This window comes from Bacillus sp. L_1B0_5, from assembly GCF_000836715.1.
In the GTDB taxonomy this organism is placed as follows: Bacteria; Bacillota; Bacilli; order Bacillales; family Bacillaceae_G; genus Bacillus_A; species Bacillus_A thuringiensis_S.
On the sequence record NZ_JXIS01000018.1, the window covers coordinates 18,864 to 32,291 of the forward strand.

The window sequence follows — 13,428 nt, forward strand, 5'->3', positions numbered from 1 at the left end:
ATATGGTGCAAATAAGTAGTAACTTTCTCTTTACCGCATTTATTTTATATTTAATTGCGACTCTATTTTTTGGGGGAGCCATTAAAGAAAAGGGTCATAAATGGGCAAATATAGGAATAACAATTACAATTTTAGGGTTTATAGCACAAACAGTATATTTTGTTACAAGGTGGATTGCATCAGGGCATGCGCCAGTTAGTAACTTTTTTGAATTCGGTACATTTTTCGGCATGATGCTTGTAGGAGCATTTATTGTAATGTATTTTATGTACCGCGTAAGTATAATCGGACTATTTGCATTACCAGTTGCGCTTTTATTAATTGCCTATGCAAGTATGTTTCCGAGGGAAATATCTCCGCTTATTCCATCATTAAAAAGTAATTGGTTACATATTCACGTGACGACTGCAGCAGCAGGACAAGCAATTTTAGCGATTAGTTTTATTACGGGCGTTATGTATTTATTGAAAAATGTAGATCAATCAACGAGAAGTAAACGGACATTTTGGCTAGAGATGGTAGTATTTACACTTGTTTGTACAGTTGGATTTATTGGAGTAACAACGGTATTTTCTAGTATGAAATATGAAGCGAAGTTTCAATGGATTGATAAAAATGAACAACAACTGGAAATGAAGTATAATCTTCCGGCTTTAGTTGGACCGCATGAAGGGAAGTTACTGACAGAAAATAAATTAGAACCGGCAGTTGAAGTTCCAGCGATTGTAAATGCGAAAAAATTAAATACTGTTATTTGGTCAGTGTTAGTTGGAACATTACTTTATATTGTATTAAGACTTGTTTTACGGAAGCGAGTATCGGCGGCACTTCAGCCGTTAGTAAAGAATACGAATAGTGATTTACTAGATGAAATCGGATATCGATCTATTGCAATTGGATTCCCGGTTTTCACATTAGGAGCGTTAATTTTTGCAATGATTTGGGCTCAAATAGCGTGGACGCGTTTTTGGGGCTGGGATCCGAAAGAGGTTTGGGCACTTATAACGTGGCTCTTTTATGCTGCAGTACTACATTTACGATTATCTAAAGGGTGGCATGGAGAGAAATCAGCTTGGCTTGCAGTAATTGGTTTTGCAATTATTATGTTTAATTTTATTGTAGTAAACTTAATTATTGCCGGTTTACATTCATATGCATAGAGAAATAAAATAGGAGAGTGCATGTCACTTTCCTATTTTATTTTTGTCAACTTTTCTTCTTTTTTGAGAAAAACATGACAAAGTAGCGGTTGATTTTGTAAAATGATGTCGAGGACATTATATACTGTTCAAAAAAAATACATAGTTTTGGAAAAAAATTGAACAAAATTTATTATTCTTGTGAAGCATAATATGGGAAGTGAAACATTTAGAAGATTGCTTAAATAAACGAGAATAGCGCAACATAATAGTAAAGAAGGGTAGGTGTGAACCGCTGAGGTGAGAGTACGCAGCGGGTAGAGATGGAAAATGAATCAAGAATTTTAATTGTAGATGATGAGGATCGTATTCGTCGTTTATTGAAAATGTACTTAGAAAGAGAACAATACACAATTGAAGAAGCAGATAATGGTGATACAGCTTTAGAAATGGCGTTGCAAAATGATTACGATTTAATCTTATTAGATCTTATGATGCCTGGTAAAGATGGCATTGAAGTATGTAGAGGGGTTCGTGAGAAGAAAGCGACACCAATTATTATGCTGACAGCAAAAGGTGAAGAAGTAAATAGAGTACAAGGATTTGAAGTTGGAACAGATGATTATATTGTAAAGCCATTTAGTCCACGTGAGGTCGTGCTACGTGTGAAAGCGGTATTACGTCGTGCTGTACCAACAACATTTTTTACACAAGATACAACAACAAAAGATGTTACTGTATTCCCGCACTTAACAATTGATAATGATGCACACCGTGTTACTGCAGATGGTAATGAAGTAAACTTAACGCCGAAAGAATATGAGTTACTATTATTTTTAGCGAAAGCTCCTGATAAAGTATTCGATCGTGAGCAACTGTTAAAAGAAGTATGGCAATATGAATTCTTCGGAGATTTACGTACAGTTGATACACATGTAAAGCGTTTACGTGAGAAGTTAAGCAAAAAATCACCAGATGCAGCGAAAATGATTGTTACTGTTTGGGGTGTAGGTTACAAATTCGAGGTTGTGAACGACTGATGCTTTGGAGAAGTGTAGTAGGGAAGTTATGGATGACCATATTACTTCTCGTTTCGTTTGTTCTTGGATTTGTTGCGATTTTACTTTCACAGTTTTTTAGAACGTATTATGTTGATATGAGTGAAGCTAGGCTTCAAAAAGTCGCAACAAGTGTTTCGGAGTTAATTGAAGAAGGTGCCGATGTAAAAACGATTGAGAATATCGCGTACAAATTCTCTGATCCACTTTCAAGGATTATTATTGTAGAAGATGGTAAGGAAATCTCTTCTTCACCGAAACAAGAAGGGTTAGTCACCCTTACAATGGATGATTTAAAAGAAGATAAAGAATTAGCTGCTGTTTTTACGGACAAAAAAGAAATTAAAAATAACGTTAGAAAAGCGTCTAATAGTAGGAAGAATAAAAACACCGAAAATGATATTATGATCGTAGGAAAACCAGTGCAATCAAAAAATCAAAGTGCAGTGTTCGTATATGAATCTTTACAAGTACCGATACAAGGTATGGAAAGAACGACTGATTTTATTTTCTTATCGGCTGGAATTGCGATTATATTAACAACTTTCTTTGCGTTCTTCTTATCTACTCGGATTACAGCACCGCTTCGTAAAATGCGTGAGGTTGCTTTTGAAGTGTCACGTGGTAAGTTTGATGCAAAGGCTCCTATGGTATCTCAGGATGAGATTGGTGAGCTTGCAACGGCCTTAAATCAAATGGGAAAACAGTTGAAGTTCAATATGAACGCCTTGCAACAAGAAAAAGAGCAGTTAGCAAGTATTTTGAGTAGTATGGCAGATGGGGTTATTACGTTAAATCAAGAAGGTGAAGTTGTAGTAATCAATCCGCCGGCCGAACATTTCTTACAAGTTTGGCAAGAAGAAAAAGAGATAGAGCTAAGTAAAAAACTACCTTCTGAACTTGTGGAACTATTCCATCTCGTTGTAGAAAGCGAACAACAACAAGTTGTTGAAATTAATTTACAAAAAGGGAACTATGTAGTTCTTATGACGCCGCTTTACAATCAAACGAAAATTCGTGGAGCTGTAGCAGTACTGCGAGATATGACGGAAGAACGTCGTCTTGAAAAGATGCGTCAAGACTTTATTGCGAATGTATCGCATGAACTTCGTACGCCAATGGTAATGCTACAAGGGTATAGTGAAGCGATTTTAGATGATATTGTGCAAACGAAAGAGGAAATTGATGAGTTTGTTCAAATTATTTATGATGAATCTGTTCGTTTAGGTAAACTTGTAAATGAATTGTTAGATTTAGCTCGTATGGAAAGCGGTCATGTAGAGTTACATATTGGTGAAGTGGATATACATCCGTTTGTCGAAAAAATTGGTCGTAAATTCCAAGGGATTGCAAAGGATAAAGAAGTTGAACTAACAGTTGATTTCCGAAATCCGATCGAAGAATATGCGTTTGATGCAGATCGGATGGAACAAGTGTTGACGAACTTGATTGATAACGCAATTCGTCATACGAATGCGGGTGGACATGTAACGCTTGTAATTGATACGAAAAATAATGACCTCATTTTTGAAGTGCAAGATTCGGGTGCAGGCATTCCAGAAGAGGATATTCCATTTTTATTTGATCGTTTCTATAAAGCTGATAAAGCAAGAACACGTGGGAAAAAGGGTGGAACAGGACTCGGGCTTGCGATTGCGAAAAACATTGTTCAAGGTCATGATGGTAAAATTTCTGTTTCAAGTGTTGTTGGAGAAGGAACTACATTCTCTGTATATTTACCGAATCGTATAATTTAGATATACGTTTTTAAAGTTGATAATGAATAAAGTTCTGCTGTTTTTTATTTTTTTGTAAACTCAATTAAATAAAGAATGGTAGAACTTTTTTCTATCTTGGTCGAATTAAGAATAACAAGAGAGGTGCTGTGAAGAAATGAAATTATATACAAAAACAGGAGATAAAGGAACGACAAGTGTAATAGGTGGCAGGGTGGATAAAGATGATATCCGTGTGGAAGCTTATGGAACAATAGACGAGGCAAATTCTCATATTGGATATGCAATGACTAAGCTTCAAGGCGGGGCTTTTAGAGATATTTACAATGAGCTCGAAAATATTCAACATGAGCTATTTGATTGCGGAGGAGACTTGGCAATAGTGGAACAAAAAATTCCTTATAAAGTGACAATTGAGATGGTTGGTAGCTTAGAAAGAAAGATTGATTTGTATATAGAAGAAGCCCCGGCATTAGAGCGCTTTATTTTGCCAGGTGGTAGCGAGGCGGCGGCTGCTATTCATATTGCACGTACCATTGTAAGAAGAGCAGAACGCTCTATAGTATCATTGCAAAAAGAAGTGAATATAAATGAAGTTGTCTTAAAGTATGTAAATAGATTATCTGATTATTTGTTTGCGATAGCTAGAGTAATAAATGCCCGATTACAAGTGAAAGATGTGGAGTATAACCGTAGTGCATTAGTTTTTCGTGACAAGAAAGAGAAGGAAGTGAAGTAATTCACTTTCTTTTTTTTGTATACTTTTTTCTGTAATATACCAAAATAGAGAAGGTATGGTGTTAACTAGAAAACGGAGGATGTATATGAAAGTTTTAAAATGCGGCGTCATGTTATTGAGTATACTGTTTGTATCTCAATTACATGTTTACGCAGAAGAAAATCGATGGACATGGCCTGTTGAAGGTCAGATAAGTGATTATTTTGGGACAAGGCATGGAAAACACTATGGTATTGATGTGGCTGCGCCGATTGGAACGCCTGTGGCAGCTATCCAAGATGGTAAGGTAACGAAGTCTTATTATTCAAGTAGTTATGGAAATGTTGTCTTTATTAAACACGGAGAATATGAGGCTGTATATGCACATTTAAATAAGAGATATGTGGATCAAGGAGATTATATTTCAAAAGGAGAAAAAATTGGAGAAGTAGGGAACACGGGAGAGTCGCGAGGTGCACACTTACATCTAGAACTTCATCAAGGAAGATGGACGATGGCGAAAAAGAATGCGATGAACCCATTGCTTGTTTTAAGTGAACAAAGAAATGAAGTTGTTTCTTCATCATTATATGTCGTACAAAAAGGGGATACTTTAGTTAGTATTGCACGGAAATTTAGTATGACACTTAAGGAAATTAAAGAAAAAAATGGATTGCAGCAAGAGCTAATTTATCCTAATCAACAATTATATGTTAAGTGAAGGAAACGTCTCAAAAATTAAACTTTGAATATTCTTAAATAAGGTTCAATGTAAATGAAATTATATGGGCGCTCCTGCTAGAAGTATTGAGTGAATTAGAGTATCTATATCTAAAAGAAAACCGTCCCAAAATTTATTTTGGGACGGTTTCTTTTACCAAAAAATAAAGACACATATAAATCCAGAAATAGCTAAATAGCTATATAAGTAAAAAACTTTTGTTCTTGTTTTCTCTTTTGTTCGAAACAGTACGATAGTCGGTTCAATTAAACCGATTGTCAAACAAAGTAGGCCAAGAAGCATACAACCAATTGAAATAGAATACAGGGCGATTTGTGGTGCTTGAAATGGAATCATCCATTTTAATAAAAATGCAATAAGTGCAGTGTAACAAATGCTACCGATGTATTTATTCAGTGGTGTATTAGAACGAAAACCGGGAAGTTTTTTTAAGAAAGAGCGGGAAACAACTTCTGTTTGTAAAGATGTATGCTCTTCAATAATTTTTTGAGCTTCTTTTCCTTTTTGAAAAAGAGATAAGATCCAATTTCGCTCACCCTGAAAAATAAATTGAGAAGTTGTCAAATAGTGATCAATCTTCACTTTATTCCAACTCTTCCACGGATGACGCTCACACAATTTTAATTTACTTTCTGTTTTTTTATCATACTGATAAATACTGATGCCATCTTCATCGAAAGTAGCATAGTATGTCTCGTTTGAGAATGTACCTAAATCAATTGGGCAGTAGAAAAGTAATTCTTTTTTTAAATAAAAGTATTCTTTTCTTAAATTTTTTTTCATCGCTTCTCGAATAGAATGTCTCTTTTCTTTTTTCATGACATTTCCTCCATAACTCAGAAAATGTTCTTATCTTAACAATTCAATATCTTATCACTTTTAATTATATATGACTAGGGAATTCAAAAGAGAAATGCCGAATAATAAAAAATATGGATTGTATTGTAAAATATCTCGCAATTTATTTGTTATTACGAAAAATAAACAACTAATTATAAATAAGTTACAATTTTTTAGTTCACAATGTTATGAGGTTGTTGTATAATGAAGGGGAAAATAGAATATCGGTCTATCTTCGGGGCAGGGTGAAAATCCCGACCGGCGGTGATGAACTATTTATGATTTTGTTCTAAGCCCGCGAGCCGTTAAGGCAGGATTTGGTGCGATTCCAAAGCCGACAGTATAGTCTGGATGGGAGAAGATGGAGGTTCAAGCGTTCAAAAAAGATATGGATTTGAACGTCTGTTTGATGTGCCTTAAATTCTCCCTTTGTGTAAAACACAAAGGGTTTTTTCGTTCTATGAAAAAATAGGCATAGCAGAACCTTTCCACTTTCCATGAGATGATCGATGGAAAAGGAGAGAGAAAGATGAAACAAAAAAACAGTGTAGTGCAGATGGTGAGTGTAGCGATGCTAAGTAGTATTGCATATTTACTAATGATGTTGGATTTCCCGTTCCCAGGGCTTCCGCCATTTTTGAAAATTGATTTTAGTGATGTACCAGCTCTAATTGCAGCAATTATCTTTGGACCAGTAGCAGGAGTGATTGTAGAGGCGATAAAGAACATTTTACATTACGGGATTCAAGGAAGTTTAACGGGAGTACCAGTTGGAGAAATTGCAAACTTTATTGCAGGATGTTTATTTATTGGACCAGCAGCTTTCTTATTTAGAAAGTATCGTACTGTAAAGAGTTTAACGACAGGATTAATGCTAGGGACAATTACAATGGCACTTATTATGAGTGTATTAAACTACATCATCATATTCCCGGCTTACACTTGGTTTTTAAATTCACCGGCTATGTCTAGCGAAGCTATAAGAACAACGGTTGTAACGGCAATCTTACCATTTAATTTAATTAAAGGAATTGTTGTAACAATTGTATTTGTAGCATTATTTTCACGCCTGAAAGTATGGGTGTTTGCAAAAATGAAAAATGCATAATAAATATTAAAACCATTAGTAGTGTGGAACTACTAATGGTTTTTTATTAAGGAAAATAAAATTCAGATACAAAAAATGCCCCTCATCAATATGAGGGGCATTTTTTGAAGTTAATAAAAGACTATTCGAATTTTAAAGCGTCTCCGTCGAATGATTCGTCAGCAACTTTAATTGAGTCAGTTGGACAGCCTTCGAATGCATCCATCATATCTTCAATTAATACATCTGGAATTTCAACGATACCTTGGTTATCGTCTAATGTTACAAATGCAATACCTTCATCATCATAGTCATAAATGTCTGGTGCAGCAGCGCCACAAGCACCACATGCAATACAAGTATCTTTATCAACGATTGTATATTTTGCCATCTTTTTTCCCTCCTGATAATATGTATGTGAAAAGCTCGCCATAAAAATTATAACCTTATTGTAAAACGGTTTGTGAAACTTTTCAACATAAAATTATAATGATAATGCTTATCAATTAGAGTGTCAACTTATTTTTGAATTATGTCATAAGATTTTCAAAATACGTAAATGTGATTTCGTTTGATACAATAGAATATATACAAGTATATAGTTCTTATAGGATAAGTTTAATGAGCGACAGTAGATAGTGTAATTGTACTGAAAAGAATGAAGTTAAGATTGGAAGGTGGAAGCGGTCATGCAAATACAATATACTTTGTTGCATTGTTTAAAACAATTGAATGGTGAAAGAACCGTTTCTTCTATTTATTATTTACTAAAGGGCAAACGTTCTTCGCAAACTTTACAAGATGGAAATATGTTCCGGATTTCTTTTTTATTCGGAATATATAAATCATTAAATAGAAATGACTATGATGGTGAAGTTGTAAAGTTGTTGCAAGCGGATTTTATTCAAGAAATACATGAAAATACATATGTGTTAACACCTACGGGTAAAATGCAGTTACATAAATGGGAGGAAGTTTATGCTTTTCCAGCGCATTTGCATGGTTTACATTATGGTGAATTAGGTGAAACATTTTGGAAAAGATTATCATTGATTATTCAAACCATATCAAATTTACAACAGAATAATACGAAGTTTATTCCAATTCAACAAGATACAGAAATAATGATGTGGGTAAAACGTTTTCTAACAGGAAGGCCATATAAGAGAAGTGAGTTGGCGAGGAAACTATGGACAGAAGTACATAATCTTTTGGAAAAGAGTAATGCGATAGAAGCGACGATTGTAACATATCGACTAACGGGCTATGAACGTATTGGTTGTACATTGCAACAATTAGCAGAAATTACGAAACAAGATATATTTAAGGTGTATTTTTTATTTTGGGGTACAATGCATTTCTTTATACAAGAAGTACGTGATAAAGAAAATGAATTTCCACTATTAGCTGAAATTATATCTTATCCAAATGAGAGAGCTGAATTATTTAGTTTATCCACGAAAAAAACATATAATTTTTGGAGACAAGGGCGTTCTTTAGAAGAAATAGCAACGATTCGGAATTTAAAGGTTGCAACGATAGAAGATCATTTTGTTGAAATTGCTTTGCGAGAAAAAGATTTTTCTATTGAAATGTTTATGGAAAAAGAAAAGATAGACAAAGTAATAAAAGTAATTGAAGCATTACAAACGCGGAAGTTACGTGTTTTGAAACAAGAGGTTGGAGAAGATATCTCTTATTTTGAAGTTCGTCTTGTATTAGCGCGGATGGAGGGTGTAAATGAAACTTGAAGAATATTTATATAAGTGGTTTGGATATTCTGAATTTCGTCCAGGGCAAAAAGGAGTTATTACAGATTTATTAGAAGGAAAAGATGTGATAGCAATGCTTCCGACTGGAAGAGGGAAATCTATGTGCTATCAGTTTCCGGGGCTTATGCGAGAAGGAACAGTGCTTGTTGTATCACCGTTATTATCTTTAATGGAAGATCAAGTGACACAATTAAAGTATGTTGTGAAAAACCGAGTGATAGCATTTAATAGTTTTCGGACATTAAATGAAAAAAGAGAAGCGATGAAAAAATTATCTTCATATAAATTTATTTTTGTTTCACCAGAGATGTTACAGTCGGAGTTATTAATTAGGGAATTGAAGAAAATTCATATTTCATTATTTGTTGTTGATGAGGCTCATTGTATTTCTCAATGGGGTTATGATTTTAGACCGGACTATAAGAAACTAAATGTAGTTATTGAAAATATTGGTTCTCCTACAGTATTAGCATTGACAGCCACAGCGACAAAAGGGGTACTGCAAGATATCGCAGACAGTTTAAATTTAAAGGGTGCCGCGGAACATGTATACTCTATTGATCGTCCTAATATTGCAATGGAGGTGCAATTTGTAGAGACGATAGAAGAAAAGAAAGAGGCGCTTTTGGAGCAGGTGATGTATTTACAAGGGCCGGGGATTGTATATTGTTCAAGTAGAGCGTGGACAGAAAGGTTAACGGAATACTTGAGAGGAAAAGGTGTTACTGGTGTAGCTTTTTATCATGGTGGTATGGAACATGAAGAGCGTATGTTAATTCAACAACAGTTTATGAATGATCAATTGCAGCTTGTAATATGTACAAGTGCATTTGGTATGGGGGTAAATAAGGCGAATACGCAATATATTATTCATTTTCATTATCCAACTAATATAGCTTCTTACTTACAAGAAATCGGAAGAGCTGGAAGAGATGGCGAACCGAGTATAGCTATTTTATTGTGTAGTCCGTTGGATCATGATTTACCAATTTCAATCATTGAGGATGAATTGCCAAGTAAGTCGCAAATACAATTTTTATTTTCTTTACTACAAGAAAGAATGTTTCAAACGAAAGAATTACCAATAGAAGATGTAGAAGAAATTTGTTATAATGCAGCAAGATTTAATGAGCAATATTGGCGTTTCGTTCGTTATCATCTCGAACAGGTTGGAATTATACAACAACGAAGATTATTATTAGAGGGTTTGTCAGATGAAATTATGAACCGATTAATAGCTGAAGTAGAAATAAGGTTGCGTAATAAATATAGTGAGTTAGAAAATATGAAGTCATGGATACGAGTTAAAGGATGTAGACGTGAATATGTGCTGCAACAGTTCGGTTATAGGAAAGAAAAAGAGTTAAATAATTGCTGTGATTATTGTGGTATTACAAAAGAAGATTATAAAAAAAGACGAGCGCAACAATCGGATTTCGACTATAATTGGGAAACAGAGTTACAAAAGCTTTTCGGCCTAGAAAAGATGGGGGAATGATGAACATTCAAAGGCATAATGTTGAAGATATGAGTCCGCAGGAAATAAGGCTGAATCTATATATAACACAGTTAATTATTATCGGTATTGGCTGTTTACTAGCATATATATTATTTCAAGATGTAAAAGAAGTGTTTAATTTATGGAGATGGGAACCAGTATCTATACTTATTATAGGTGGTTTGTTAGCGATTGGTATTGTGTTATTAGATTATGTTGCAATGCGAGTGTTTCCAGAGTCTTGGTTTGATGATGGTGGTATTAACGATAAGATGTTTCGAGGAATGTCGGTTCTGCATTTACTCATTATTACGTTCGTAATCGGTTTTGCAGAAGAATTTTTATTTAGAGGTGTAGTGCAGACTCATTTTGGAATTGTAATTGCGAGTTTCGTATTTGCAGTGTTACATATTCGTTATATAACAAAGCCATTTTTGTTTTGTTTCGTCTGTTTCATTAGTTTTGTCTTTGGCTATGTATTTGAATGGACAGGGAATTTGTTTATAACAATCTTTGCACACTTTCTTGTTGATTTTATAATGGGACTCCAATTAAGAAAATAAATGGAAGGTGGTGGTGAACAACATGAGGAAACGAATTCCTGATTTTGAAGAGGAATTAGAAGTTGAGCGAGTAGAAGAAAAAGAAAGTTTACCGCCGCGTAGTGAAATTCATAGAAATAAAGAGAAAAAACAAAAGTTTAAAATAAATCATATTTTCGTCCGGGTTTTAACATTTCTATTCATTCTGCTGCCAATTAGTATTTTGTGGTATACGGATAAATATATTCAGGTGAAGGGCGATAGTAATAATGCCGGGAAAAGTGCGTTTGAAGTAATCTTCTTTGATTCAGCTAAATCTGAGTCGCAGAAACAGTCTGAAAAAGCGATAACGCATACTGTGAAAGAGGGAGAAACTTTAGAAAGTATAGCGAAGCAATATTTTTCAGATGAAAATGGGGTTGAAGTAATTAAAAAGTATAATAACTTGCAAGAAGATGAAGTGAGTGCAGGTCAAGAATTAAAAATTCCGATAAAAGATAAGTCCGCAAAGCAAGAGAGCTAGCGAATTAGGCGATCACAGTTTGTTATAAAAGCCTAGGGTTATCTTTATGATGAGGGGAGTAAAAAATATGATATGGATTATATTATTCAGTACTCTCATAGGAATGGGGATTTTATTACTTCTTGTGATGTATAAAGAAGCGACGCGTAATACAGTGTTGGAACATACTTTAGTATTTAAAGAATTTCCGAAAAGTTTTCAAAAAGTAAATGTGTTTTTTATTTCTGATATTCATAGAAGAGTCATTTCAAATTTGTTAATTGAACAAGTAAAAGGAAAAGTAGATCTCGTAATTATCGGAGGAGATTTAGCAGAGAAAGGTGTCTCTTTATCAAAAATCTCTGCGAATATTCAAAAGTTAAGAGAGATAGCTCCTGTATATTTTGTGTGGGGAAACAATGATTATGAGATAGAATATCATGAATTAGATGCGTTATTATTAGAAAATAACGTAAAAGTTTTAGATAATACAAGAGTAGTATTTGAGTCTGAATTAGGCGAGAAGATTTGTTTGCTCGGTATAGATGATGTTGGATTGCACCGTGATCGTTTAGATTTGGCATTGGCGGATTGTAAAGAAGATGGTTTTCGTATCTTAGTTAGTCACAACCCTGATATAATAAAAAAGATGTCTGGAAGTGAACAGATTTCACTTGTATTAAGTGGACATACGCATGGAGGACAAATCCGATTATTCCCATCTAAAAAATATTTAAAAGGTGGCGTATATAACCATTTGAATACGATTCTCTTTGTTAGTAATGGGTACGGAACAACATTGATACCACTTCGTTTCCGAGCACCTGCTCAAACACATATTATTACATTGTGCGGAGGGAAATGATGCCAACTCTTAGTGGGAAATATAATATAAAAGCTGTTTCAAATATAATTGGAGTTCAGCCGAGTACGCTTCGCGCATGGGAAAGACGATATCAAATTATTGCCCCAAAGCGGAATCAAGCTGGGCATCGTTTATATACAGAAGAGCATATTCAAATTTTAAAATGGTTAATGGAAAAAGTTTCTTCCGGTATGATGATTGGACAAGCAGTTCAGTTATTAGAAGAGAATCGTTTGCAGAGTACAGTTCAAAAAGAGATACATTTCGATAAAGAAGTTGTTTTAGTGGACGATTTGCTACAAGCTTTGTTAAAATTTGATGAAATTACAATTGCTGCATTATTAAACGAAGCTTTTAGTATATATTCAACAGAAAAGGTTGTTGCCAATATCGTTCTTCGAGTGACAGACAAATTATTAACGTCAAAAAATAATAATGAGATTTCAATAGTGCAATTTCAATATGCACTATCATTTTTACAAACGCGTCTAGGGATGGTGTATCACAATGCCGCAATGTTTTCTTCTTTACACAAAGTTATTGTGTTAGAAAAGAATGCATTGAAAGGATTTATTTTTTCAACTTATTTACGCTTAAAAGGATATGAGGCGATATATATTAGGACAAGCTTAGCTGAAGATGGTATGTTGTTAGCGGTAGAGGAAATACAGCCGAAATATGTATTTGTATCTTTTGCTGATGAACAAGAAATGAAAAAGACGATGAACTTTATAAATTTATTACAAGAAAAAAGGGAATCTCTTTCTGTTGGATTTATCGGAAAGCTAGGCGTTCTAAACCAGTTGGACATTGAAACAATCTTAATTGGTGATACGAAAGAAGAATGGGATGAATGGTTAAAAATGTCGGAATAGTTGTTCGAAAAGAACCATCTATTTTCTATTTCATATAATAAAAATTAGATGCAT

14 protein-coding genes and 1 riboswitch are annotated in these 13,428 nt (G+C 34.2%); of the genes, 12 read left to right on the forward strand and 2 right to left on the reverse strand.

The window, feature by feature from the left end; translation table 11 throughout:
- Positions 1-2 precede the first annotated feature (2 nt).
- The 5 genes from resC to RT27_RS05530 all read left to right on the forward strand — a co-directional run bounded on the left by resC (position 3) and on the right by RT27_RS05530 (position 5,372).
- Positions 3-1,160 (forward strand): cytochrome c biogenesis protein ResC, encoded by a 1,158-nt coding sequence (resC, locus tag RT27_RS05510; protein WP_029441844.1) that lies wholly within the window; start codon positions 3-5, stop codon positions 1,158-1,160.
- Positions 1,161-1,462: 302 nt separating this feature from the next.
- Positions 1,463-2,179, forward strand: coding sequence for a DNA-binding response regulator ResD (gene resD / locus RT27_RS05515; RefSeq protein WP_016082284.1), 717 nt, complete (start codon positions 1,463-1,465; stop codon positions 2,177-2,179).
- A complete protein-coding gene (gene resE, locus RT27_RS05520; protein ID WP_029441845.1) occupies positions 2,179-3,954 on the forward strand; it encodes a sensor histidine kinase ResE in 1,776 nt (591 codons plus the stop codon). The genes resD and resE overlap by 1 nt, the downstream gene beginning before the upstream one ends.
- Positions 3,955-4,090: 136 nt before the next feature.
- Positions 4,091-4,672, forward strand: coding sequence for a cob(I)yrinic acid a,c-diamide adenosyltransferase (locus tag RT27_RS05525; protein WP_029441846.1), 582 nt, complete (start codon positions 4,091-4,093; stop codon positions 4,670-4,672).
- 85 nt (positions 4,673-4,757) lie between these two features.
- Positions 4,758-5,372, forward strand: a complete 615-nt coding sequence (locus RT27_RS05530; RefSeq protein WP_016082281.1) for a peptidoglycan DD-metalloendopeptidase family protein — start codon at positions 4,758-4,760, stop codon at positions 5,370-5,372.
- 153 nt (positions 5,373-5,525) lie between these two features.
- Here the strand turns inward: RT27_RS05530 and RT27_RS05535 are convergent, their stop codons facing one another.
- The gene (locus RT27_RS05535) at positions 5,526-6,212 is read right to left on the reverse strand and encodes a hypothetical protein (protein WP_000711797.1); all 687 of its coding nucleotides are present in this window, start codon (positions 6,210-6,212) and stop codon (positions 5,526-5,528) included.
- Positions 6,213-6,460: 248 nt separating this feature from the next.
- Positions 6,461-6,600: riboswitch (FMN riboswitch) on the forward strand.
- Positions 6,601-6,762: 162 nt separating this feature from the next.
- Here RT27_RS05535 and RT27_RS05540 point away from each other — a divergent pair.
- Positions 6,763-7,341, forward strand: coding sequence for an ECF transporter S component (locus tag RT27_RS05540; RefSeq protein WP_000810856.1), 579 nt, complete (start codon positions 6,763-6,765; stop codon positions 7,339-7,341).
- A 121-nt stretch (positions 7,342-7,462) separates the two neighbouring features.
- Here the strand turns inward: RT27_RS05540 and RT27_RS05545 are convergent, their stop codons facing one another.
- Entirely contained in the window at positions 7,463-7,711 is a 249-nt protein-coding gene (locus RT27_RS05545; RefSeq protein ID WP_001151993.1) for a ferredoxin, read from the reverse strand.
- Between the two features lie 298 nt (positions 7,712-8,009).
- Here RT27_RS05545 and RT27_RS05550 point away from each other — a divergent pair, with 298 nt between their 5' ends.
- The 6 genes from RT27_RS05550 (at position 8,010) to RT27_RS05575 (ending at position 13,374) form a co-directional block, all read left to right on the forward strand.
- Positions 8,010-9,071 carry a helix-turn-helix domain-containing protein gene (locus RT27_RS05550; protein WP_029441847.1) on the forward strand — a complete coding sequence of 354 codons (1,062 nt, stop codon included), beginning with the start codon at positions 8,010-8,012 and terminating at the stop codon, positions 9,069-9,071.
- Complete coding sequence (gene recQ / locus RT27_RS05555) at positions 9,061-10,590, forward strand: ATP-dependent DNA helicase RecQ (RefSeq protein ID WP_016082279.1); 1,530 nt, start codon at positions 9,061-9,063, stop codon at positions 10,588-10,590. Before RT27_RS05550 ends, recQ begins: the two co-directional genes overlap by 11 nt.
- Positions 10,590-11,153 carry a CPBP family intramembrane glutamic endopeptidase gene (locus tag RT27_RS05560; protein WP_001025783.1) on the forward strand — a complete coding sequence of 188 codons (564 nt, stop codon included), beginning with the start codon at positions 10,590-10,592 and terminating at the stop codon, positions 11,151-11,153. The genes recQ and RT27_RS05560 overlap by 1 nt, the downstream gene beginning before the upstream one ends.
- A gap of 22 nt (positions 11,154-11,175) precedes the next feature.
- Positions 11,176-11,655 (forward strand): LysM peptidoglycan-binding domain-containing protein, encoded by a 480-nt coding sequence (locus RT27_RS05565; RefSeq protein WP_029441848.1) that lies wholly within the window; start codon positions 11,176-11,178, stop codon positions 11,653-11,655.
- 67 nt (positions 11,656-11,722) lie between these two features.
- On the forward strand, positions 11,723-12,499 hold the full coding sequence (locus RT27_RS05570) for a metallophosphoesterase (protein ID WP_016082277.1): 777 nt from the start codon (positions 11,723-11,725) through the stop codon (positions 12,497-12,499).
- Positions 12,499-13,374 (forward strand): MerR family transcriptional regulator, encoded by an 876-nt coding sequence (locus RT27_RS05575; RefSeq protein ID WP_016082276.1) that lies wholly within the window; start codon positions 12,499-12,501, stop codon positions 13,372-13,374. The genes RT27_RS05570 and RT27_RS05575 overlap by 1 nt, the downstream gene beginning before the upstream one ends.
- The last annotated feature ends 54 nt before the right edge of the window (positions 13,375-13,428 follow it).